Source organism: Mycobacterium sp. GA-1285 (assembly GCF_001499905.1).
GTDB lineage: Bacteria > Actinomycetota > Actinomycetes > Mycobacteriales > Mycobacteriaceae > Mycobacterium.
In genome coordinates this window covers 76,776-98,238 of the sequence record NZ_LQIS01000005.1, presented here as the reverse complement: position 1 = coordinate 98,238, position 21,463 = coordinate 76,776, and the positions used below count along the sequence as shown (strand labels likewise).

Annotated in this window: 21 protein-coding genes; 16 read left to right on the top strand and 5 right to left on the bottom strand. The window is 65.6% G+C overall.

Translation table 11 applies throughout. The annotated features are described in order from the left end of the window. The first annotated feature begins 1 nt into the window (after position 1). The 11 genes from AU193_RS04620 (at position 2) to AU193_RS04575 (ending at position 9,294) form a co-directional block, all read left to right on the top strand. Positions 2–808: an enoyl-CoA hydratase/isomerase family protein gene (locus AU193_RS04620; protein WP_064421176.1), complete on the top strand. Its 807-nt coding sequence runs from the start codon at positions 2–4 to the stop codon at positions 806–808. A gap of 7 nt (positions 809–815) precedes the next feature. Beyond that, positions 816–2,063, top strand: coding sequence for an acyl-CoA dehydrogenase family protein (locus tag AU193_RS04615; RefSeq protein WP_064421175.1), 1,248 nt, complete (start codon positions 816–818; stop codon positions 2,061–2,063). Beyond that, the gene (locus AU193_RS04610) at positions 2,060–2,872 is read left to right on the top strand and encodes an enoyl-CoA hydratase/isomerase family protein (protein WP_064421174.1); all 813 of its coding nucleotides are present in this window, start codon (positions 2,060–2,062) and stop codon (positions 2,870–2,872) included. The genes AU193_RS04615 and AU193_RS04610 overlap by 4 nt, the downstream gene beginning before the upstream one ends. Then, a complete protein-coding gene (locus tag AU193_RS04605; protein ID WP_064421173.1) occupies positions 2,869–3,669 on the top strand; it encodes an enoyl-CoA hydratase/isomerase family protein in 801 nt (266 codons plus the stop codon). Before AU193_RS04610 ends, AU193_RS04605 begins: the two co-directional genes overlap by 4 nt. Beyond that, a complete protein-coding gene (locus tag AU193_RS04600) occupies positions 3,666–5,111 on the top strand; it encodes a class I adenylate-forming enzyme family protein (protein WP_064421172.1) in 1,446 nt (481 codons plus the stop codon). Before AU193_RS04605 ends, AU193_RS04600 begins: the two co-directional genes overlap by 4 nt. 69 nt (positions 5,112–5,180) lie before the next feature. Then, positions 5,181–5,330, top strand: a complete 150-nt coding sequence (locus AU193_RS23055) for a hypothetical protein (RefSeq protein WP_156425120.1) — start codon at positions 5,181–5,183, stop codon at positions 5,328–5,330. Positions 5,331–5,509: 179 nt separating this feature from the next. Next, complete coding sequence (locus AU193_RS04595; protein WP_064421171.1) at positions 5,510–6,169, top strand: hypothetical protein; 660 nt, start codon at positions 5,510–5,512, stop codon at positions 6,167–6,169. A gap of 39 nt (positions 6,170–6,208) precedes the next feature. Next, entirely contained in the window at positions 6,209–6,613 is a 405-nt protein-coding gene (locus tag AU193_RS04590; RefSeq protein WP_156425124.1) for a hypothetical protein, read from the top strand. Position 6,614: 1 nt separating this feature from the next. Next, on the top strand, positions 6,615–7,211 hold the full coding sequence (locus AU193_RS04585; protein WP_064421170.1) for an SDR family oxidoreductase: 597 nt from the start codon (positions 6,615–6,617) through the stop codon (positions 7,209–7,211). Next, positions 7,208–7,966, top strand: a complete 759-nt coding sequence (locus AU193_RS04580; protein ID WP_064421169.1) for an SDR family NAD(P)-dependent oxidoreductase — start codon at positions 7,208–7,210, stop codon at positions 7,964–7,966. Before AU193_RS04585 ends, AU193_RS04580 begins: the two co-directional genes overlap by 4 nt. 194 nt (positions 7,967–8,160) lie before the next feature. After that, complete coding sequence (locus AU193_RS04575; RefSeq protein WP_082682839.1) at positions 8,161–9,294, top strand: amidohydrolase family protein; 1,134 nt, start codon at positions 8,161–8,163, stop codon at positions 9,292–9,294. Here the strand turns inward: AU193_RS04575 and AU193_RS04570 are convergent. From AU193_RS04570 to AU193_RS04555, 4 genes are read right to left on the bottom strand one after another with little or no spacing between them, the layout of a single operon-like run. Further along, on the bottom strand, positions 9,291–10,889 hold the full coding sequence (locus AU193_RS04570) for a class I adenylate-forming enzyme family protein (RefSeq protein WP_253867614.1): 1,599 nt from the start codon (positions 10,887–10,889) through the stop codon (positions 9,291–9,293). The two genes, AU193_RS04575 and AU193_RS04570, sit on opposite strands and share 4 nt — an antisense overlap. Further along, the gene (locus tag AU193_RS04565; RefSeq protein WP_064421167.1) at positions 10,865–12,064 is read right to left on the bottom strand and encodes an acyl-CoA dehydrogenase family protein; all 1,200 of its coding nucleotides are present in this window, start codon (positions 12,062–12,064) and stop codon (positions 10,865–10,867) included. The genes AU193_RS04570 and AU193_RS04565 overlap by 25 nt, the downstream gene beginning before the upstream one ends. Further along, entirely contained in the window at positions 12,061–13,035 is a 975-nt protein-coding gene (locus AU193_RS04560) for an acyl-CoA dehydrogenase family protein (RefSeq protein ID WP_064421166.1), read from the bottom strand. The genes AU193_RS04565 and AU193_RS04560 overlap by 4 nt, the downstream gene beginning before the upstream one ends. Before the next feature lie 6 nt (positions 13,036–13,041). Next, the gene (locus AU193_RS04555) at positions 13,042–14,235 is read right to left on the bottom strand and encodes an amidohydrolase family protein (protein WP_064421165.1); all 1,194 of its coding nucleotides are present in this window, start codon (positions 14,233–14,235) and stop codon (positions 13,042–13,044) included. A gap of 244 nt (positions 14,236–14,479) precedes the next feature. Here AU193_RS04555 and AU193_RS04550 point away from each other — a divergent pair, with 244 nt between their 5' ends. From AU193_RS04550 to AU193_RS04530, 5 genes are all read left to right on the top strand, one after another. Further along, the gene (locus tag AU193_RS04550) at positions 14,480–15,616 is read left to right on the top strand and encodes an acyl-CoA dehydrogenase family protein (protein WP_064421164.1); all 1,137 of its coding nucleotides are present in this window, start codon (positions 14,480–14,482) and stop codon (positions 15,614–15,616) included. Beyond that, positions 15,613–16,512, top strand: coding sequence for a TIGR03619 family F420-dependent LLM class oxidoreductase (locus AU193_RS04545; protein WP_064421163.1), 900 nt, complete (start codon positions 15,613–15,615; stop codon positions 16,510–16,512). Before AU193_RS04550 ends, AU193_RS04545 begins: the two co-directional genes overlap by 4 nt. A gap of 55 nt (positions 16,513–16,567) precedes the next feature. Then, entirely contained in the window at positions 16,568–17,203 is a 636-nt protein-coding gene (locus tag AU193_RS04540) for an isochorismatase family protein (RefSeq protein ID WP_064421162.1), read from the top strand. A gap of 89 nt (positions 17,204–17,292) precedes the next feature. Next, entirely contained in the window at positions 17,293–18,489 is a 1,197-nt protein-coding gene (locus AU193_RS04535; protein ID WP_064421161.1) for an amidohydrolase family protein, read from the top strand. Continuing rightward, positions 18,486–18,959 carry a MaoC family dehydratase gene (locus AU193_RS04530; protein ID WP_064421160.1) on the top strand — a complete coding sequence of 158 codons (474 nt, stop codon included), beginning with the start codon at positions 18,486–18,488 and terminating at the stop codon, positions 18,957–18,959. Before AU193_RS04535 ends, AU193_RS04530 begins: the two co-directional genes overlap by 4 nt. Before the next feature lie 64 nt (positions 18,960–19,023). Here the strand turns inward: AU193_RS04530 and AU193_RS04525 are convergent, their stop codons facing one another. Beyond that, positions 19,024–21,390, bottom strand: coding sequence for a CaiB/BaiF CoA-transferase family protein (locus AU193_RS04525; RefSeq protein ID WP_064421159.1), 2,367 nt, complete (start codon positions 21,388–21,390; stop codon positions 19,024–19,026). Positions 21,391–21,463: the final 73 nt, after the last annotated feature.

Here is a 21,463-nt window from a genome sequence, read left to right as displayed (position 1 = left end):
AGTGACGTACTCGAGCGTTCCCGGACTTCGGGCCGAACAACAGGGGCCGGTTCTGCGGCTGACCCTGGACCGGCCTCAACGTCGAAACGCGGTCGATGACACCATGCTCGACGCGATGATCGGGCACCTGGTCCGCTCCGGAACCGATGAATCGGTCCGTGTCATCCGGGTCGACGCCGAAGGTCCGGACTTCTGCGCCGGCTCCGATCTGGTGGCCAACAACGCCAAGTCGGAACGCAAACCCCGCGTGGGAAGCACGCAGCGACGGCTACCCAACAAAGCCAACAGGCTCATTGCCTTGCTGCTCGAGACTCAGGTGCCTGTCGTCGCTGTGGTTCGCGGCTGGGCTGCCGGATTGGGTTTCCACATCGCCTTGGCGTCGGACTTCTGCGTCGCGGCCGAAAATGCCGTGTTCTGGGAACCGTTCATGGCGCGCGGCTTCACGCCCGACAGCGGTGCGGCCTGGCTGCTGCCACGACTCGTCGGGATGGTCCGCACGCGCCAGCTGTTGATGCTCGGCGAGGAACTGCCCGGGACCACCGCAGCGCAGTGGGGCATCATCCACGGCTCCTACCCCGACGCCGAACTCGAGGATGCGGCAAAGGGCCTCGTCGATCGATTGAGTGCGGCGCCGACGGTGGCGCTCGGACTCACCAAGTGGCTGCTGCACAGCGGCAACGGCCTGGATCTCGATCGTCATCTTCAGAATGAGGCGATGGCACTCGAATTATCCATTCGCAGCGATGATTTCAAGGAGGGTCTGGCCGCCTTCCGGGACAAGCGACGCGCAAAATTCAAGGGTCGTTGAGGCGGACATGACACCACTGCCGATCACCGCCGAGACCACCGCCGACGACGCCGTCGCGGTGGTTCGGCAGTGGGTCGAGGCAGAGGTGCCGTCCGAGTGGCGAGCGGCGGCGGTCGAGGGGTCCGCCGCGTTGCGGGCCGTGCGCACGCCACAGGATTACCGGGACTGGTATCCGGCCTTCGCCCGCTCCGGTCTCGTGGCACCGACTTGGCGACCCGAACACGGCGGTCTCGGAATCGGGAACGACGTCGCTCGCGCCATCGAGAGCGTGCTCGCACCACTACGGCTGACCCGCCTCAATCCGTTGGGCCTGAACAACGCTGCCGCGGCGCTGTTCAGCCACGGAACCGAAGAGCAACGGCGGCGCTTTCTGCCGCCCATCGTCCGCAACGAGGAGAAGTGGTGTCAGCTGTTCAGCGAACCCGGGGCCGGCTCGGACCTCGCCTCGCTGGCGACCCGGGCGGTGCGCGACGGAGACCACTGGGTGATCTCCGGACAGAAGGTGTGGACGACCTGGGCAGATGAAGCGGACTTCGCGATCCTGCTGGCCCGTACGGACCCCGATCAGCCGAAACACAAAGGCATCACGTACTTTCTGCTCGACATGCGCCAACCCGGCGTCGACGTGCGGCCGCTGCGCCAGATCACCGGCGAGGCGGAGTTCAACGAAGTCTTCCTCGACGGCGCGCGCGTGCCCGACGCTCATCGGGTGGGAGACGTCAACGACGGATGGCGGGTCAGCGCGTCGACCTTGTCGAGCGAGCGCCAGATGGTCTCGGGCTCCGGATCCGGCGGCATGGGCCGGCTCGGGGGGTCCAGCGCGGAACGGCTGATCTCACTGGCCAAGGAAACGGGTCGGTGGGACGACCCCGTGGTACGCAACAAGATCATGCGGCTCTGGGCTCAAGAGCAGATCCGCGGATGGACCAACGCGCGTGTGCGCGCGGCGCTCTCGGCCGGTCAGTCTCCCGGCGCGGCTTCCTCGATCGGCAAAGTCCACCAAGCCACGCTCAACCAGCAGATCCAGGACCTGATGGTCGACCTGTTGGGCACCGCGGCGGTGGCGTGGGCCGCGACCGACGATCCGGACGCGATGCCTCGCGAAGTGCACGGCATGATGCGCAGCCTCGCCAACGGCACCGAGGGCGGTACGACCGATATCAACAAGAACATCCTCGGTGAGCGTGTACTCGGTCTACCCAAGGAGCCCGACCCGTGGAAAGGCAAGCCCTGGCGAGAGATTCCACGCTCGTGACCGAATATGCGCGGTTGATCGTCGACAGCTCCGACGGCATCGGGTGGCTCGTGCTGAATCGGCCCGAGGCCGGCAATGCGTTCGACGCGTTGATGCTGGACGAACTAGAGGCCGCGTGGGCAGAGCTGGACGCGGATCCCGATGTGCGCGTCATCGTCAACGCCGCGAACGGCAAGGCGTTCTGCACCGGAATGGACGTGGTGCAGGTCGCCCACGACAAGCAGGCCATGCGGCGTCATTCGCGCCGCACACGTGACGCGGAGCTGAAGATCTCCTCGTGGCATTGCGGAGTGTGGAAGCCGGTGATCGCGGCGGTGAACGGGGTGTGCGCGGGCGGTGGTCTGCATCTGGTGGCCGACGCGGACATCGTGATCGCTGCGGAGGCGGCGTCGTTCGTCGACCCGCACGTCTCGGTGGGGCAGGCGGTCGCGTACGAGGCGATCACCCTCCTGCGTAAGTCACCGATGGAGGCCATCACCCGAATGACGTTGAGCGGCAATGGCGAGCGGATCTCGGTGCAGCGCGCATACGAATTGGGCATCGTCTCACAGGTCGTGCCCGCCGACCGGCTCCGTGCTGAGGCCGACCAGCTCGCCGCGGCGATCGCGACCAACTCGCCCACCGCGATGCGGGCGACCAAGAAGGCGTTGTGGCACTCGCTGGAAGTCGGCCTCTCCGAGGCCAAGGCGGCGGCAACAGAGGAGATCTGGCGGTTGCGGGACCACCCCGACCATGCCGAGGGAGTGCGGGCGTGGCGGGAGAAGCGTCCAGCGCAGTGGCAACGGCTCGAATCGGTGGAGGCTTCGTGACGTATCAGCGGCTGATCGTCGAGCGCCGAGGGCCGGTCGGCTGGATCGTCAACAACCGGCCCGAGCGACTCAACGCCTACGACGCGGTGATGCGCGAAGAGTTTCCCCAGGCGTGGGCCGAACTGGACGCCGACCCCGATGTGCGGGTGATCGTGCACACCGGCAACGGCAGGGCTTTTCAGGTCGGCGCCGACGTCGACGATCTCGACGGTGAAGGCGTGCAGCAATACCGGGAAGCCATGCAGACGTTGGACTTGAAGCTGACCGGCTGGCACTGCAATGTCGGGAAGCCCGTCATCACCGCGGTCAACGGGGTATGCGCCGGTGGCGGCCTGCACTGGATCGCCGACGCCGACATCGTCATCGCGGCATCGGATGCCACATTCGTCGACCCGCACGTATCCATCGGTCAGGTCAGCGCCCTGGAGACGATCGCGCTGATGCGAAAGATGCCCGCCGAGGCGGTACTACGGATGGCTCTGGTCGGCAGCCACGAGCGGCTCAGTGCCCAGCGGGCATACGAACTGGGCATGATCAGCCAGATCGCCGATCCGCCCGACACACTGCGCGATGCCGCGCAGGAATTGGCGGAGAAGATCGCCAGGAACTCACCCGCCGCGATGCGGGCCACCAAACGCGCCCTGTGGGGCGCGCTCGAGCACGGCCTCACCGACGCATGCCGGGAGGGGGCCAAGCACCTGACGTCGATATGGGGTCACCCCGACCAGGACGAGGGGCCAAAGGCGTTCGCCGACAAGCGGACCCCGAACTGGCTGCCACTGGAGTCGGACCCGTGAGCCTCGGCGACCTACTGGCCGGTCTTCCCGACACCGCGGTACACACGCTTGCCGTCGACGTGTCACGCGCGGACCTGATCGCCAGTGCCGACCGGCTCGGCGGTGTGCTGACGGAGGCCGGGTTGACGACCGGTCAGGTGGTCGCGGCGATGTTGCCCAACGACGCCACGACTGTCGCCGCGCTGTTCGGTGTCTGGCGTTCCGGCGGTGTCTACACACCGCTCAATCCCAGGGCGGCCGACACGGAGGTGACCGCCCAGCTCGAAACCCTCGAGCCGGTGGCGGTGATCACGACACCCGAGCTGGCCCAACGCTTCTCGACGGTCGCGTTGCCGGTCATCACCGGGGCGGATTTGGCGTGGTCACTCACCGGGCGCTCCAACTCGGCCAACGAGGCGCGGCGATACGACGCCGATGTGGCGCTGCTGCAGTTCACCTCGGGGACGACCGGACCGCCGAAACCCGTGCCGCTGCGCCACTCGACCGTGCTGGACCTGATCGACCGGCTGCTCGAGAAGCTCCGTGGGACGAAACGTGCCCCTCGCGGCACGGCGCCGATGCCCAACCTCGTGCCGCTGTCGTTGTCCCTGTGGGCCGGTATCTACCAGGTGCTGTTCGCTTTTCGCGCGGGCTCCGGTGTCGTGTTGATGGACCGGTTCTCGCCCGCGGACTTCGCGGCGCTGGTGAAGCGCCACCAACTGCGTTCCACGGTCTTACCGCCCGCTGCGTTGACCATGGTGCTCCACGACGAATCGGTCACGGATCTGTCGCCGCTCAAGATCGTCCGGTCCATCACCGCACCCCTGTCACCGGTTCACGCGGCCCGATTCCGGGACAAGTTCGGTGTGCTCGTGCTGAACTCCTACGGTCAAACCGAACTCGGTGGCGAAGTCGTCGGCTGGTCGGCCGCCGATGCCCGTGAATGGGGTGAGACGAAGCTCGGTTCCGTCGGACGTCCGCTTCCGGGCATCGACGTCACGATCGTCGACGACGAGGTGATGGTCCGCACGCCGACGACGGCTGCCCGCAGGATCGACCCCGCGTTCCTCGACCGGCTCACCGACGAGGGGTGGTTCCACACCGGCGACCTCGGTTGGTTCGACGAGGACGGATTCCTGTGGCTCGACGGGCGCGTGTCGGACATGATCAACCGCGGCGGGCTCAAGGTGTTTCCCGGGACCGTCGAGGAGGTGCTGCTGGCCGCCGACGGTGTGCGGGAAGCCGCGGTGGTGGGGGTTCCCGACGAGCGCCTCGGCGAGGTGCCATGGGCCTTCGTCGTGCGCGGCGACGGCGGGCTCAGCGAGGAAAAGCTGATCGCGTGGTGTCGCGAACGACTGACGCCCTATCGGGTCCCCGTGCGGGTGGTGTTCGTCGAGCGGCTACCGCGCAACGACGTCGGCAAGGTCCTCAAACGGGAACTTCTCAGCCTCGCCGACGCGTGAACCGAAGCCGTCACGACCGGCCCACATCCGCGTCGTGAGTGGAAATAGTTCTTCTCGTTTATGAGAGCGGTGATAATCTCGTTCGGCATCGAGCTTTTCGCGGAGATGAAGGGGCCGGCGGTGTGGCAGGAAATGGTGCGACTGACTCTGACCTGGGTCGTGATGTGCGGACTCGTCGCGTTCTTCTACTGGATGTTGGGCAACATCGGCACGTTCTGACCACGCGAGGTTAGGAGAGTCATGCAGGATCAGGATCGACGGCGTAAGCGGGGCTTGATCGCGTTTCAGATCTTCATCTACGGCGTGCTGATCACGATGTTCGCGATTCAGGTTCAGATGTTCTTTACCAGGGACTGGTAGCGCCGATGACGTCTACGACGCCGAGCCGGTCGCTCACCATGGGTGAGCACGAGGAACAGACGCGTGCGGCCCAGCGACGCGCCGATCGATGGTGTATCGCCGGCACCGCGCTCATGGGCACCCTGGTCCTCGGGATCATCGGACTACCCGTGTTCTGCCGCGGCATCTATCTGCTACGCAAGGCCCAGCGCGAAGGGTTGTCGGTCCGGCCGATGATGGTGACGCTCATCGGATACGTCATCATCCTCGACGCCGCGCTCAACAGCATCGGCTGGGCTCTGGACCTGTTCGCGAACCACGCCCTGATCACCCGCACGGTCTTCACCGCGTGGGGCAATCTCATCGACGCGGGCTACTTCTGGCATTACAACGAACTCTGGATCGGCGGTGCCGGCGCACCCGGGGAGAAAGCGTGGGTGATGGTGTGCGTGCTGATCGCCTTCCCCATGCGAATCGCGGCCGCGATCGCGCTGCTGCAGATGAAGCGCTGGGGCCATCAGTGGACGATCGTAACGTGCTGGTTCGGAATCATCGTGTGGACCGGCTACATCTTCAACATGACGATGTACGCCGACGTCCGCTACACGGCGGTCGGACTGCCGGTGTTCGGGTGGTGGGCGTTCAACATCTTCTACATCACGCCCTTCCTTGCTATCCCGTACCTGCACACCGTCAATCGCGAGATCTTCTCCGACTAGAACGGCAGCCGAGAAAGGACCATCGTGACCAACTCCGCTGTGGAGCCGAAGGATTCGGCCGAGTCGCTACCGCTGGGCACCACACCCACCTGGGCCCGAATGCACAAGTGGCTCAAGCGCGGCCTGTTCGTCTGCCTGTTCGGCCTGGTCATCGAGGGGTCGCTGACCGTGCCGGTGATGGCGATCTGGTACGGGTGGCCGACGTTGTCACTGAACCAAATCTGCAGCGAACTTCTCAAGGTGCGTTTCTCCGATGACAACCTGGAGTGCCAACAGCCCTATCCGATAGGCGGCCCACCGTTCGGCGGAGCACCTGAAGCGGCCGGCCAGCAGACCGCTCGCGACGAGTGGGGCATCCAGCCCAAGCCCAGGTACGAAAGCATCGGGTTCCGCGAATTGGTCAGAATCCACGAAGAACGCGTGGCATCTGCGCCGAGCCGGTGACGTGACCTCCTCCACCGTGGTGACGGGTCTGTCCGGCACGCTATTGAACACGCTCGCAACGACACTCGATGCAGTCACCGTGGCTCCGGGAGGCCAGCTACCGACGGATGTAGAGAGTGTGGTCATCATCGCCGATCCCTGCCCGCAGCCGGCTGACGTTATAGCTGTGAGCGGTGACGATTGGCATCGTCTCGTCGACGCAGCGATGTGGCGCACGCTCACGGCGCTACAACGGGCACGGTCGGCCTTCTCCGACGGCAAGGGGCGAATCGTCGTCGTCGTTCCGACGATCGGGATGGCAGGCGCTCCGGGGCTGTTGGCGTACACCACCGCGGTCGAGGGCATCCGGGCGATGGTGAAATCCGCTGCCCGGCAGTGGGCTTCACAGGGTGTCGCAGCCAACCTCGTCGCCGTGCCGCTGTCCATGTTCTCCGACGACGCGGCTGCGGCCGGCCATCTGACCGTCGCGGCCGTCACGGACGAATCGACACTGATGCATACCGTTGCTGAGTCGGTGAAATTCCTGCTGCGGCCGGACCTCGATCACCTCGCCGGAGAGACGATCGTCGCCGACGGCGGATCGGTGATGCTGCCGTGAACCTCACCGGCTTGACCGCGATGGTCACCGGCGCCGGGGGCGGGGTGGGCCGCGGCATCGCGCTGGCACTGGCTTCGGAGGGAGCCCACGTCGTCGTCGCCACCCGGTCAGAGACCGGACAGGCGGTCGTCGCCGAGATCGCCGCACGAGGTCATCACGCGACGTGGGCGCGCTGCGACGTGACCGACTCTCACTCGGTCGCCGAGGCCGTCGACCTCGCCGTGACGACCACCGGACGGCTCGACGCGGTGGTGCACAACGCCACGAGCAACCTCTCCAGCCAACCGCACCAGTTGACCGACGTCGACCGCGCGCTCTGGACCGACCACTTCGCAGTGTCGCTGGGCGGTGCCCACCACTGCGCCGTTGCGGCGTTCCCTGTGCTCAAGGAGGGTGGCGGAACCTTCCTCGTGATGACCTCGCCGGCGGGCATGGAAGGCAGTGCGACGCTGCCGCTCTACGCCACGATGAAGGGGGCGCTGCGCGGCTTCGCCAAGAGCCTGGCGCGGGAGTGGGCGCCCTACGGCATCACGGTCAATATCGTTTCGCCCCTAGCCTATTCACCCGCCATGACCGCGGCCATCGAGGCCGAACCGGCCATGGAGGAGCGGCTCGCGCGCCGAATCCCGCTGGGCCGCATCGGTGACCCCGAGCGCGATATCGGTGCCGCCGTCGCCTTCTTGGTCGGCCCGCAGGCGCGCTACGTCACGGGTCAAACGTTGGGCATCGACGGAGGCCACTACACCAGCCTCTAGTCGTTGAGTCGGGACTCGAAACTGAAGCTGTGAACGATTTCTCCCGCAGTTTGCTGCAGAACTTCAGTTTCGGCGCCGTGAGAATCGCACTTCTCTTTGTACGATAATGCCGTTACCGTGACGTGGTGGCACAGTGCGAGAGGAGTCGACGGGTGATCGACAAACAGTACGAGGTGTGGGATGCCGACAACCACATGTACGAAACCATCGACGCCTACACGCGCTACCTGCCAGAGAAATACTCGGGAGCACTGAAGTTCGTCGACATCAACGGCCGCAAGAAACTACAGATCCTCGGTGTCATCACCGAGACCATCCCCAACCCGACTTACGAAGTGATCCCGACTCCCGGCGCCTGGGCTGACTACTTCCGGGGCGTGAACCCTGAAGGCAAGACGCTGCGGGAACTGGCCGCGCCCATCAAATGTCCCGACGAGTTCCGCCGTCCCGACCTTCGGCTGGCGTTGATGGACCGCCAGGGCGTCGACGGTGCCGTGATGTTCCCGACCACGGCCGGCATGCTCGAGGAACGCACGAAGTCGGATACCGAACTCACCCACGCGATTACGCACGCGTTCAACCGTTGGCTGCTCGAAGACTGGACGTTCAACTACGAGAACAGGATTTTTCCCGTGCCGGCCATCTCGCTCAACGACCCCGCACTGGGAGTGAAGGAGCTCGAATGGTGCCTGGAGAGCGGCGCGAGGACGGTACTGATCCGTCCGGCCCCGGTCCCGCGCGAAGACGGCACCTCGCGCTCGGCAGCGCTGCCCGAGTTCGATGACTTCTGGCGACTGGTCGAGTCTTCGGGAATCTCGGTTCAGATGCACAATTCGGATTCCGGCTATGAGCGCTACGTCGATGACTGGGAGGACCCAGCGGAGTTCAACGGATTCGCGCTGAGCAAGCTACGGGGTTTCATCTACGAGGAGAGCCGCAACATCTTCGACACCCTCGCTGCCTTCATCGCTCACGGCGTGTTCGAACGCTTTCCGGGGGTACGCATCGGGGTGGTCGAGAACGGGGGCTCCTGGGCGCACCGCCTGTTGGACGTCTTCGACCGCGTGTACCACAAGCGGCCGTACGACTTCAGCGAGCATCCCAGCGATGTCTTCCGCAGACACGTCTGGGTCAACCCGTTCCATGAGGAAGACATGTCGCGCCTCATCGAGATCCTCGGCGCCGACCGCGTGATGTTCGGTTCGGACTACCCGCATCCCGAAGGCCTCGCAGAACCGGCGGATTTCGCCAAGGAACTCGAGGGGTTGCCCGCCGAGACCACCGCCCGGGTGATGGGCGGCAACCTCAAGGAGTTGATCGGGATTTAGGGGTCGATCGGCGGAGCGAGGCTTAACGGATGCGGCGCACCGAATCGCGCACGGAGTTCGTTCTTCAAAACCTTGCCGGTGAGGTTGCGCGGCAACGCCTCCACCAGTTGCAGGCTCTCCGGCGATTTGTGCCGGCTCAGGCCCTGCGCCCGGCAATGCTCGGCGAGTGCGGACAGCGTCACCTCGGCGCCGGGTCGAGGCACGACGACGGCGCACACCCTTTCGCCGGCGCGCGGATCCGGCACCCCGATGACCGCGACGTCATCAACGGCAGGATGGCTGGCCAAGACGCCCTCGATCTCCAGGGCGGAGATGTTCTCCGCGTTGCGGATGATGGCGTCCTTGATGCGTCCGGTGATCACGACGTTGCCGTCGGCGTCGATCCGGCCCCGGTCACCGCTGCGAAACCAGCCGTCGGCATCGAAGGCATCGGCGTCCAGCGCCGCATCGACGTAGCCGAGAAAGCACTGGGGTCCCTTGAGGCGCAATTCTCCCTCCTCGCCGACCCCGACCTCGCGCTCGTTCTCGTCGACCACGCGTATCGAGACCCCAGGCACTGGCCGTCCGACGGTGTGGTCGAGAACCTCCGGTTTACCGTCCGGAGGCGGCGAGGTCACCACCGGAAACTCGGTCAGGCCCCACGAGTTCGCGATTCCCGCCACCGAAAGCGTTTCCCGTGCTTGGCGTCCCAGCTCGGGCGTGATCGGCGCACCTCCCCCGACACACCCGCGCAGATCGGGAAAGAGCGGCTCGGGGCCATGCTCCCGCTGCGCAGCCATATAGGCGACGAAGAAGGGGGTGGCCGAGCCGAGCATCGTCGGACGGTGCGCGGCCACGGCCTTCGGAGTGGAGATCGGATCGAAGGTGTCGAACAGGACCAGGCGCATACCGGTGAGCAGGCTGGCCGCCAGCATCGCGGCGCCGCCGATGTGCGAGACCGGAAACGCGATCGGGTTGATGTCGCTGTTCGAGGCGCCGAACATGCCCACCACCCCGGCCGACCCGGCGATCACCGAGCGGTCACAGTGCCGGATACCCTTCGGCGCCGCGGTCGTGCCCGACGAGTAGTACACCCACCGCGGTTCCTCGGCGTCCGTCGGCGGCGCCGGCAGAAGCGCTGGATCACCCGACGGCAACCGGAGTTCCCCGGTGATCGGCGCGCTGTGGTCGATCACCACGACCGTCATGGGCCGTTCGCGTATCAGCTCCTCGGCGAGCGCGACATGGTCGAATCCGCGCCACAGACCGGGAACGATGAACACCTCGGCACCGAGCTGCGCAGTGACAAAACGGACTTCGCTCTCGCGCCAGATCGGCAACACCGGATTCTGGACCGCGCCGAGACGGGTCAGCGACGCCATCACGACCATCGTCTCCAGGGTGGTCGGCAACTGCCACGTCACCACGGTGCCTCTGGTGACCCCACGTTCGAACAACGCGGCGGCGGTGCGTTCCGCCGCATCGTGCAACTGGCTGTTGGTCAGGCTGCGACCGTAGTCATCGACGAGTACGACGCGGGCGGGGTGGTTCTGGGCCGCCGCTTCGACCAAGTTCCAGTAGGTTTGCGCCATCAGCGCGTCGGCAGCATGAGGCATCGTTTGGCCAGGATGTTGCGCATCATTTCAGAGCTGCCCCCGGACACGGTGTATGCACGGGACCACAGCCAGCATTCTTTCAGACGCTGTTTGGCGAGCGCCACAGCCGGATCGGCGGCGACGGTGCAGACCATCGTCGAGAGCTGCGCGCCGTAGGCCGAAACCCGGTGATACGTCTCGGCGAAGCTGAGCTTGGCGATCGAACCGTCGCCCGTCTGCTCGGCGTCGGCCACCAGCCGTTCGACATGGTCGTCGATGAAGGCTTTCGCGACCTCGACCTCGACCGCCAACTCCGCAACCTGGTGCCGGATATCGGCGTGTTGCAGTGCCGGCATGTCGTCGATCCGACCGTGACCGGCCACCGTGACCAGATCGTCGATGAGAAGTTCCAGCAGGATGACGTTGCCGCCGATACCGAACCGTTCAAAGTCCAGGCCCGCCATGATGATCGACCAGCCCTGGCCGGGCTCCCCGATCAGGCTGTCGGGAGGGATCGTCACATCATCGAAGAAGACCTCGTTGACCTCGATCGCCTCGTTGATCGTGCGGATCGGACGAATCTCGATGCCCGGTGAGGCCAACGGCACGATGAACGCGGACAGCCCGTGATGACGCGACGACGACGGATCGGTGCGGATCAGCGCCAAGCCCATGTCAGCCCAGTGCCCGTCGGTGATCCACGTCTTCTGTCCGTCGATCACCCACGACCCGTCGGGCCGCGGGGTGCCCTTACAGCGCACCGCGGCGATGTCGCTGCCCGCATCGGGCTCGCTGAGCAGCTGGCACCAGACGTGCTCGCTGCTCCGGATCGGCGGCAGCAGAGCGGATTTCTGCTCATCGGTTCCGAAATGCAGCAGCACGTGGGCCGCCAGGTTGACCTGATCGACGGGGCGCGGAGCGCGGGCACGCAGGATTTCCTCGGAGACGATCCGATCATGCAGGGGATGGTGATCGGGCCGGCCGCCGTATTCGACGGGCCAGTCCGCGCCGACGAATCCCGCGTCGAACAGCGAGGCGAACCATGTGCGCAGCAGTGTTTCCTGCTCGTCGGTCTCCGGTGCCCGATGACCCTCTCGGGCCTCGAACGGCGGTGCGTGTTCAGCGATGTGTGCCCGGACGCGGTCCCGAAACTCGGCAAGCTCGGCCTCGGTGGGCCGGGTCCGCGGGGCGCTCACCAGCCGGCCCTGTCGGCGAACAGGGCGCGGCTGGAACGCGCCGTGCCCAGGAGGCACGCGTTCGTGAACACTCGGCGCAGTTCGTGATGCAGCGGGTATTCCCAGGTGAATCCGATGCCGCCCGAAAGTTGCATGCACTCGTCGACCGCCGCCGTGGTGTTCGCCGCGATGAAGGAATGCGCAACGACGGACAGAGTGACCGCATCGCTCGTGACGCTATCGGCGGACAGCGCGCGGGCAGCCTTGGTGAGGACGGCGCGGGCCTTGGCCTCGAACACCAACAGCTCGACCAAACGGTGTTGTACCGCTTGGAAACTCGCGATCGGCGCGCCGAAGGCGGTTCGGTCCTTGAGATAGGTCACCAGCCGCTCGAATGTGGCCGACAGTGCGCCGAGCGAATCCGCACTCAGCAGGATCCTGCCCAGAGCGAGTAGTTGCTCCGCTCGATCGGATCCACCGATGGTCACGTTCTGCGCTCCGGAGAGTTCGACACGCCATACCGGCCGGTTGACGTCCAACAGCTCTTCGTCGACTTCCCGCGGCAGGGTGCTTGCCGCCTCGAACAGCTGAATCCCGTTGGCACCGAGGGTGACAATGATGTCCACCGAGTCGGCGCCCGACACCCGCGTGACATCAGCGGCCAGGGCGCAGGCCGCCGCAGCCGTCCCGTCGAGCATGGCGGGCAACCACCGGTCACGTGCCTCGGGCGGAGCTGAACCCAACGCCGCAGCAGCGATGACACTGCCGAGCCAGTGCGTCGAGTTTCCCGACCGTCCGAGTTCCTCGGCGATGACCGCCGTCTCCACCGGGCGCCACCCGCTGCCGCCGAGATCCTCGTCGACCAGCAGTCCCGTCCAGTCCATCGCCGCGAGGTCTTTGAGGGAGTCGTGGGTGCCGCACCCGGCCAGGTAGTCGCGCGCCGCGTCACGTACCAGTTCGATGTCGATCGAGTCGTCGACCTCGGGGCCCACCGGTGGTCAGCTCCGCAGCAGCAGCTGTTCGGCGTTGTCGCGCATGATGCGTCGCTTCGCCGCGTCGTCGAGCGGGTCGAGGAGCTTGAGGAAATCCGCGGGTTCGGCCAGCCCCTCGGCGTGCGGGAAATCCGAACCCATCACCAGCACGTCGTCATAACCCAGGCTGGTGACGATGCCCGGGATGTCGTCCTCGGGGTACGGGACGACGCGGACGTGCTTCCGGAAGATCGTCGACGGCCGCTCGGTCAGCTTGCCTCCGATCCACGGACCGTTGCGGCCCATGCCGCGGCTCTTGTCCATGTGCTTGAGGAAGAACGGCACCCACTCGGCGCCGTGCTCGGCGACCAACACGTTGAGCTTCGGGAAGCGGCCGAACAGATTGTCGAAGATCAACGCCGAGAGTGTGTCCTCGATCGGCCGCTGACCGTAGATGTTCATCCACTGCCACGCCGACATGTGCCAGGACGCAGGGTCGGGATTGTGGCCCCAGGAAGGCGAGATCGCATTGAAATACCAGAACGGCATGATGTGGTACACCAGCACGCAGCCGGCCTCCTGGAGTCGGGCGTACACCGGGTCGAAATACGGATCGCCCGGCGACCGCCCGTAGGCGGGACCGGTCGGCAGCATCACGAACTTCGCGCCCTCCGCGATGATCGCCTCGGTCTCGGCGATCGCCGAATCGAGGTCGCGCAGGGACAGCAGCGCGGTCGCGTAGATGCGGCCCTCGAAGTCGAAACCCCATTCGTCGTCGATCCAGCGGTTGAACGACCGAAGGTTCGCATACAGCGCCGCCGTGTCGTCGACGTAGTGTTCGGCGGCGAGTGCCATTCCGCTCGGATAGATCACCATCCGCTCGACGTTCTGCTTGGCCATCACCGCGAGCCGCGCGGAACGTTCGATGTATTCCGGTTGCATCGGCTGCGGCTCGTAGGACTCCTCGGGGTTGCCCGAGCCCATCTGGCGCAGCATCTCCTTGAGCGAACCCGGGCGATACGCCACGTCCAGGCCGAGGCCGCCCTCGCTGTTGAACGTCGCGACGCGATGACCGGCGAGTATCACCTCAACTCCGTCGGCCCCCCGCACGGTCGTGATGGCGCGGTCCTTGAACTCTTCGGGTAGGAATCGGGTGAATGCGTCGCGCGTCTCATAGCAGTGCGTATCACAGTCAATGATGCCGTAGTCCAGGGTGGTCACCGCGCTGCTCCTTCAACTTGCGAGAATGCTTATTCTCTCTGACAGGAAAAGATACTATCCTCGATCGGTAATGCCTATCCCGGGATGCCGCGAATGGGTGCGGTCGCTGTCGGCCTGGTCATCACGAAGGTGACCACCGCTGCGCCGACGCGGAAGGAAAACATGGCTGCACCAAGGGTATTGGTTGGGGTATTGGTTGGGATATTGGCTAGCGTATTGGTCGGGGATCTCGTAGGCGGTCTGTGTGTCCACGACTGAAAGTGTCGATCTCGCCGACCTGCGGGAAGCGGTCCGCGATTTTCTTGTCGCCCGATCGCCGAGCAGTGCCGTTCGGGCCGCGATGTATTCCCCCGCGGGTTACGACCACCGGATCTGGCGCGAGCTCACCGCCGACCTCGGCCTGGCTTCGATCGCGGTGCCCGAGGAGTTCGGGGGCGCCGGGGCGGGCATGCGGGAGTTGGCGGTCGTCTTCGAGGAGACGGGTGCGGCCCTGTTGTGCGCTCCCTTCTTCTCCACGGTCGCGCTGGCGATCCCCACGCTGCTCGCAAGCGGTGACGCCGCCGCGGTGCGGGAGTACCTGCCCCCGCTTCTGGACGGTTCGAGGACCGCGACTGCCGTCCTCAGCGGGACCCTCGATGCCTGGGACCGAGGGGCCGCGCCGCTGACGGCGCGCGGCGACGGCGTCGACTATCGGCTCTATGGAGAGGCCGATCGTGTCCTGGACGGGCACATCGCGAATACCATTCTGGCCGCGGCGAATACGGCCGCGGGTGTGTCGCTGTTCGCGGTCAACGCGGATACCGACGAGCTCATCCGCGAGCCGCTGGTGGCGCTTGACCGTACCCGCCGAGTCGCCAAGCTGCGCTTCGACGGGGTTGAGGCCCGGCTGATCGGCGCTGACGGCGGCGCCGCGGCGGGCCTGGAGAGGGCATATCACCTCGCCCTCGTTGCGCTCGCCGCAGAACAGGTCGGTGCAGCGCAGCGATGCCTCGACATGGCGGTCGGCTACGCGAAGGAACGGATCCAATTCGGCCGCGCCATCGGCAGCTTCCAGGCCGTCAAGCACCGCTGCGCGGACATGCTCGTATTGGTGGAGGGTGCCCGATCCGCCGCGCAGCACGCCGCCGAACTTCCCGACGGTGAAGAGTTGGCGGTGGCGGCGTCGGTGGCCAAGATGGCGTGCTCTGAGGCGTTTCTGCAGGTTGCGCTGGACAACATGCGCATCCACGGCGGCATCGGGTTCACCTGGGAGCACGACGCGCACCTCTACGTCCGTCGCGCCAAAGCCACCCAACTGATCTTCGGCACCCCCGACTACCACGCACAACGCCTGGCGACCCTCGTCACATCACGAGCCACTGATCGGAAAGGACGACCGTGACCATTTCGTACTCGCTTGAACTGCCCACCCATCGGGTGGAGGCCGTGCCCGAGTTCGTCACTGCCGAAGCGATCGCGGATATCGCCCGTGTCGCAGAGGCCAGCGGATTCGATGCCGTACACGTCACCGACCACCCGGCCCCCGACGCCAAGTGGCTCGACCACGGCGGACACCACGCCTTGGACCCGTTCGTCGCGCTCGCGTTCGCCGCGGCGGCGACCACCGACGTGAGACTGCTGACCAACGTCTACATCGCCGCCTATCGCAACCCCTTCCTCGGTGCGAAATCGATCCAAAGCCTCGCCGTGCTGTCCGGTGGCCGACTCATTCTCGGCACTGCCGCCGGCTATCTGAAGCCTGAGTTCCGGGCGCTCGGAATCGATTTCGACAACCGTGGGGAGTTGCTCGACGAGGCACTCGACGTGCTGAGCAAGGTGATGACCGGTGCGGACACCGCCCACGAAGGCACATCGTTCAACGCGCGTGGAGTCCGGCTGCGGCCGGTGCCTGTGACACCTCCACCGATTTGGGTGGGCGGCAACAGCAAGCCGGCTGTGCGACGTGCGGTCTCGCGCGCCCAGGGCTGGGCACCGTTCAACACCTTCGGTTACGCGGCCGCGTCACGAACCGCGGAGATCTCCACGCTCGAGGATCTGGAGTCCGCCATCGCGTGGGCCAAGAAATACGCCGCCGAGATCGGCCGCACGGAACCACTGGACATCTGTTTTTCGGCGGGCAACCTCCTCGACGACAGCAAGTCTGCTGACGAGCGGCACGCCACGATCGCCAAGCTCGAGGCACTTGGGGTGACGTGGCTGACCATCGCTCCTGCGGGTTCCGACCGCTCCGAGGTGATCGATCACGCGCGGGCGTTCGCCAAAGAGTTCATCGCGTGACGCCCTCGGCGATGACGTAAACAGAAATTGCCGTAACGCGATAACGTGTGCTCTCATGCCGCAACCACGCCTGCTCGATCTCCTCGATCCCGCCACGACCGCGCTGGTCACCCAGGAGTGCCAGGGCGGAGTGATCGGCCCGCAAGCCGGGCTGCCGATGCTCGCCGAAGAGGCACGGCGCGAGGCGATACCGAACATCGCCAGACTGCTCGACGCGGCCCGCGCGGCCGGCGTCGCGGTGGTGCATTGCCTGATCCAGAAACGCCCCGACAACCGCGGCTCCAACACCAACGCTCGGCTGTTCATGGCCGGCAAGTCATTCGCCGCCGACTTGACGCCGGGAAGTCCAGGCGCCTCCGTGCTGCCCGAACTGGGTGAGGCGCCCAGCGACATCGTCCTCACTCGCCTGCACGGCGTTGGACCGATGACCGGCACCGACCTCGACTCCGTGCTCCGCAATCTCAACATCAGAACCATTGTGGGAGTCGGTGTCTCGGTCAACATCGCGATACCGAACTTCGTGATGGATGCCGTCAACCGCAGCTACCAGTTCGTGCTGCCACGCGACGCGGTGAGCGGGTATCCGCGTGAGTACGCGGAGTCGGTCATCGACAACACATTGGCGCTGCTCGCAACGGTGACCACGACCGACGAGGTGGTCCAAGCCTGGAAAGAGCTTGCCGGCACCTGAGCCGATATGGATGTTGCCAGCGCATGGTGATAACGTCATTCTCAATAACCGTAAACGGTCATATTCGCTGCTCTTAGGAGGTCGGCCACATGCCTACCCGGTCCCTGCCGTACCCGGTCTTCGACATCGACAACCACATGTACGAGACGACCGACGCACTCACGAAGTATCTTCCGAAGCAGCACCGGGGGAAGGTCGGCTACGTCGAGGTCAACGGCCGGCCGAAGCTTGTCGTCAAGGATCACATCAGCCACATGATCCCGAACCCGACATTCGAACGCGTCGCGCGCCCGGGTAGCGCGGAGGACTACTTTCTGGGCAACAACCCCGAGGGGCTGAACTTCCGCGAGTTCGTCGGGGAGCCAATGGAAGTGATCCCGGCCTTCCAGGCGCCCGCACCACGGCTGGAGCTGATGGACGAACTCGGCATCGACCAGTGTGTCATGTACCCCACGCTGGCCAGCCTCATCGAGGAGCGCACCACCGACGACGTCGTCCTGACCCATGCCATCATCCATGCGCTCAACGAGTGGATGCACGAACACTGGACCTTCAATTACCACGACCGAATCTTCGCCACCCCGGTGATCTGTCTGCCTCTGGTCGACGAGGCCATCAAGGAGTTCCGCTGGTGCCTCGAGCGCGGCATGAAGACCTTCCTGGTCCGCCCCGCGCCGGTGCCGAGCCGGTTCGGGGGTTCCCGCTCGATGGGCCTGCCGGAGTTCGACCCGTTCTGGCAGGAGGTCGTCGACGCCGGCATTCCCGTGACGTTCCACGCCGCAGACAGCGGCTACCAGAAGCACCTCATGGAATGGGAGGGCGGCGATGAGTACCTGTCGTTCAAGCCCAGCGCGCTGCGCGAGGTGGTGATGGGCTTCCGGGCGATGGAGGACACCCTGGCCGCGCTGATCTGCCACGGTGCGCTCTCGCGCTTCCCCGACCTGAAGGTCCTCGTGGTCGAGAACGGCAGCGGCTGGGTGCGAAACCTTCTACGTCTGTTGGACAAGGCCTATCGGACGATGCCCAAAGAGTTCGACGAGCATCCGGTCGAGGTGTTCAAGCGCAACGTCTACATCCACCCGTTCCTCGAGGACGACATCAAAGGGATCGTCGAGATCATGGGTGAGGACCATGTGATGTTCGGTTCGGACTTCCCGCACCCCGAGGGCATCGGCGATCCGCTGAGCTTCGTCGACCGGCTGGAGGGGTTGTCGGAAACGACGAAGGCGAAGATCATGGGCGGCAACGCCATCGAGCAGCTCGGCCTTCAAAAAGTCCCGGCATGACGCAGACGACCTCTTCACCGACGGAGTACGACGGGATCGCCGCTTTCGAAGAGCACGTGGGCGAGCATCTGGGGTACAGCGCATGGCGCCAGGTCACCCAGAGGGAGATCGACCTGTTCGCCGAGGCGACGGGTGATCACCAATGGATCCACGTCGACGCCGAGAAGGCCGCGAAAGGGCCCTACGGCAAGACGATCGCCCACGGCTATCTCACGCTGTCGTTGGTGCCGATTCTCGTGCAACAGATCTACCAGGTGACCGGCTTGTCGATGCAGGTGAATTACGGCGTGGACAAACTACGGTTCCCGGCGCCCGTGCCCGTCGACTCACGTATCCGCGCGGGCGCAGAGCTGATCAAGGTGGACCGCGCCGAGAACGGTGCGAGGGCCACGGTGCGGGTCACCGTCGAGGTCGAGGGCTCCGAACGGCCGGCCTGCGTCGTCGACACGATCGCCGCAATGGTGCCGTAGCGCGAGATTGCACTCATGCAGATGTTCTCTCGAACTTTGGCTGCATCACTTCAATCTCGCGAAGCTAGGCGTTCAGTAGGCGTTCACCGATGACCTGCTGCTCGCGCAGGGCCGAGATCTCCTCGCGCGTGAGCCCGAGCGATTCGAGGACCTCGTCGTTGTGTTGACCGAGAGTCGGTGACGGTGTGCGGTGGTGATGCGACGGTCCCGGCGTGATCCGGAACGGCCAACCGGGGAAGCGCTGTCGGCCCGCGATCGGATGGTCGAGGTCTTCGTAGAATCCCCGCGCATCGAGTTGGTCGACGTCGTACATCCGGTCTGCGGTCATCACCCTCTGCGCGGGGACGCCGCGCCCCAGTAGCGCTTCGGCGAACTCCTCGGCGCCCCGCGCGGCCGCGCATTCCGCGATCACCTCGTCGAATTCGTCGTGATGCCGCGAGCGTCGCTCCACCGACGCGAATCTCGGGTCCTCGCGCAGTTCGGGACGGTCGACGACCTCGGTGACGGCGGCCCAGTCGGCGTCGTCGCGTACGGAAAGGGCCACCCAATCATCCTCGCCTGCAGTGGGATAGACGCCCTGCACGTAGTGGCGGTGCCGATTGCCCTCACGTTCACGCACGCGGCCGGTCATCGAGTACTCGATGACGGGTTCGGCCGTGACCGCGGCGCCGACCTCGATCTGCGCTACTTCGATCAGCTGCCCGTCACCGGTCCGTCGCCGGTGTTCGAGCGCGGAGAGCAACGCCACCGCGGCGTGCACGCCCGCGATCGGGTCGGCCGGGCCCTGCAGATTGCACGGCGGACCGTCGGCGAACCCGGTGACCGCCGACATGCCGGCGAGTTGTTCGATGTTCAACGCCCAGCCGACGTAATCGCGCCACGGGCCCTCCAGGCCGAAGCCCGGCATACGGACCATGACCACCCCGGGGTTGACCTTCACCAGTGAGTCGTAGTCCAGGCCGAATTGTTCGACCACCCGCGGGGAGAAGTTCTCGATCACCACGTCGGCATCGGCCGCCAGCCGCAGCGCCAGCTCTCGGCCGGTTTCGGTGCTGAGGTCGAGGGTGATGTCGCGCTTGTTGAGGTTCGTCCCCTGCCACAACGGCCCGATCTCGTACCACTCGTCGCTGTTGCGCAGCAGCGAACCCGAGTACCGATGCCCATCGGGTCGCTGGATCGACTCGACCTTGACGACGTCGGCACCGAACGCGCCGAGATAACACGTGAGATACGCGCCGGCCCAGAACGTGCTGAGGTCAAAGACTTTCAGGCCCGCGAACGGCTGCGAGGCATCGATGTCGATGGCAGCCTCACGCTGGTCTCGAGACTCCCACCGGGCGGAGCCCGGCGTACCAAGAGTCGGCGCGGGCCGCGGAGCGCCCACCGGCGTCTTCGACAACCGAAACGGCGCCCCCGGCCGCCGAAACCGTGCGCCCTCGGGACCGCCATCGACGAAGAATCCGCGGTCGCGGTACTGCGGGCACTCGAGGATCGACGACCCGTCGTTGATAGGGGCGGCCGGGATCCGCATGGCTTGACTCAGTTCGACGAGGTCGGCCACCGAGATCGAGTCCAGCCATGGTTGCGCTTTCGCGAAGAACTCGTCGCGCTCCGGTCCGCCCAACATGATGGCTAGCTGATGTTCGCCGAACTCCGGCAGTCCCACCATGGCGCAGACATCCAGCCAGTGCTGTCCGGTCAGACAGTTGATGCCGATCCAACCGTCGGCGGCCCGGACGATCCCCAACATCGGAGCGGCCTTCGAGTTCGTCGGTAGTCCCATGCTTTTCAACCGCGCAGCCAACAGCATCGGATAGGGCAGCGTGCACAACAACGACTCGAAGGCCGAGATGTCGGCCTCGACGACGCGGTCCCCTTCGACCTCCGCGATTCGCAGCGTGGTCAGCGCCGCGAGCGCCGCGTAACCGCCCACGATGTACTCAGGTATGCGTGCTCCGGCTTGCACGGGCGGCCGGCCGAACTCCCTGACGTTCACCCATCCGGACGCCGCTTGCAGGGTCAGTGAGGTCGACGGCTGGTCACGCCGGGGACCTTCCTGCCCGTAGTCCGAAATCCTCACGACGGCGAGGCCCGGCTTGATCCGTTGTAAAGACTCGCGATCGAGTCCCCAGTCGAACCGGTCGGCCGATCCGGCGGGCAGATCCTCGACCAATAGGTCGGCTTGTGCAATCAGGTCGTGAACCATCGCCAAACCGGGTGGTGTATCGAGATCAACTGTCAGACCCCGTTTTCCGGCGTTGAGATACTCGAAAAGGCCGCCGCCCGGGCCCCAACTCCTGAGCCGATCGCCCCAGGGCGACTCGACCTTGACCACGTCGGCACCGAGGTCGGCCAGGAGCTTCGTGCAATACGGTGCGGCGATGTCGCTGCCCAACTCGACGACCCGCAGCCCGGCCAGAGCGTCACTCACGCCTCGACTCCTCCCCGCTGCGCTCCTCGCTGCGTTCCTCGTTCCTGCGGTACTCGCTGCGATGCTCGCGCGT

Bases quoted from the DNA above. Each gene is read 5' to 3' on its own strand.
- AU193_RS04535 (WP_064421161.1), top strand. From the start codon at position 17,293: ATGCCTACCCGGTCCCTGCCGTACCCGGTCTTCGACATCGACAACCAC.
- AU193_RS04615 (WP_064421175.1), top strand. From the start codon at position 816: ATGACACCACTGCCGATCACCGCCGAGACCACCGCCGACGACGCCGTC.
- AU193_RS04575 (WP_082682839.1), top strand. From the start codon at position 8,161: ATGTACGAAACCATCGACGCCTACACGCGCTACCTGCCAGAGAAATAC.
- AU193_RS04530 (WP_064421160.1), top strand. From the start codon at position 18,486: ATGACGCAGACGACCTCTTCACCGACGGAGTACGACGGGATCGCCGCT.
- AU193_RS04570 (WP_253867614.1), bottom strand. From the start codon at position 10,889: ATGCCTCATGCTGCCGACGCGCTGATGGCGCAAACCTACTGGAACTTG.
- AU193_RS04595 (WP_064421171.1), top strand. From the start codon at position 5,510: ATGGGTGAGCACGAGGAACAGACGCGTGCGGCCCAGCGACGCGCCGAT.
- AU193_RS04540 (WP_064421162.1), top strand. From the start codon at position 16,568: ATGCCGCAACCACGCCTGCTCGATCTCCTCGATCCCGCCACGACCGCG.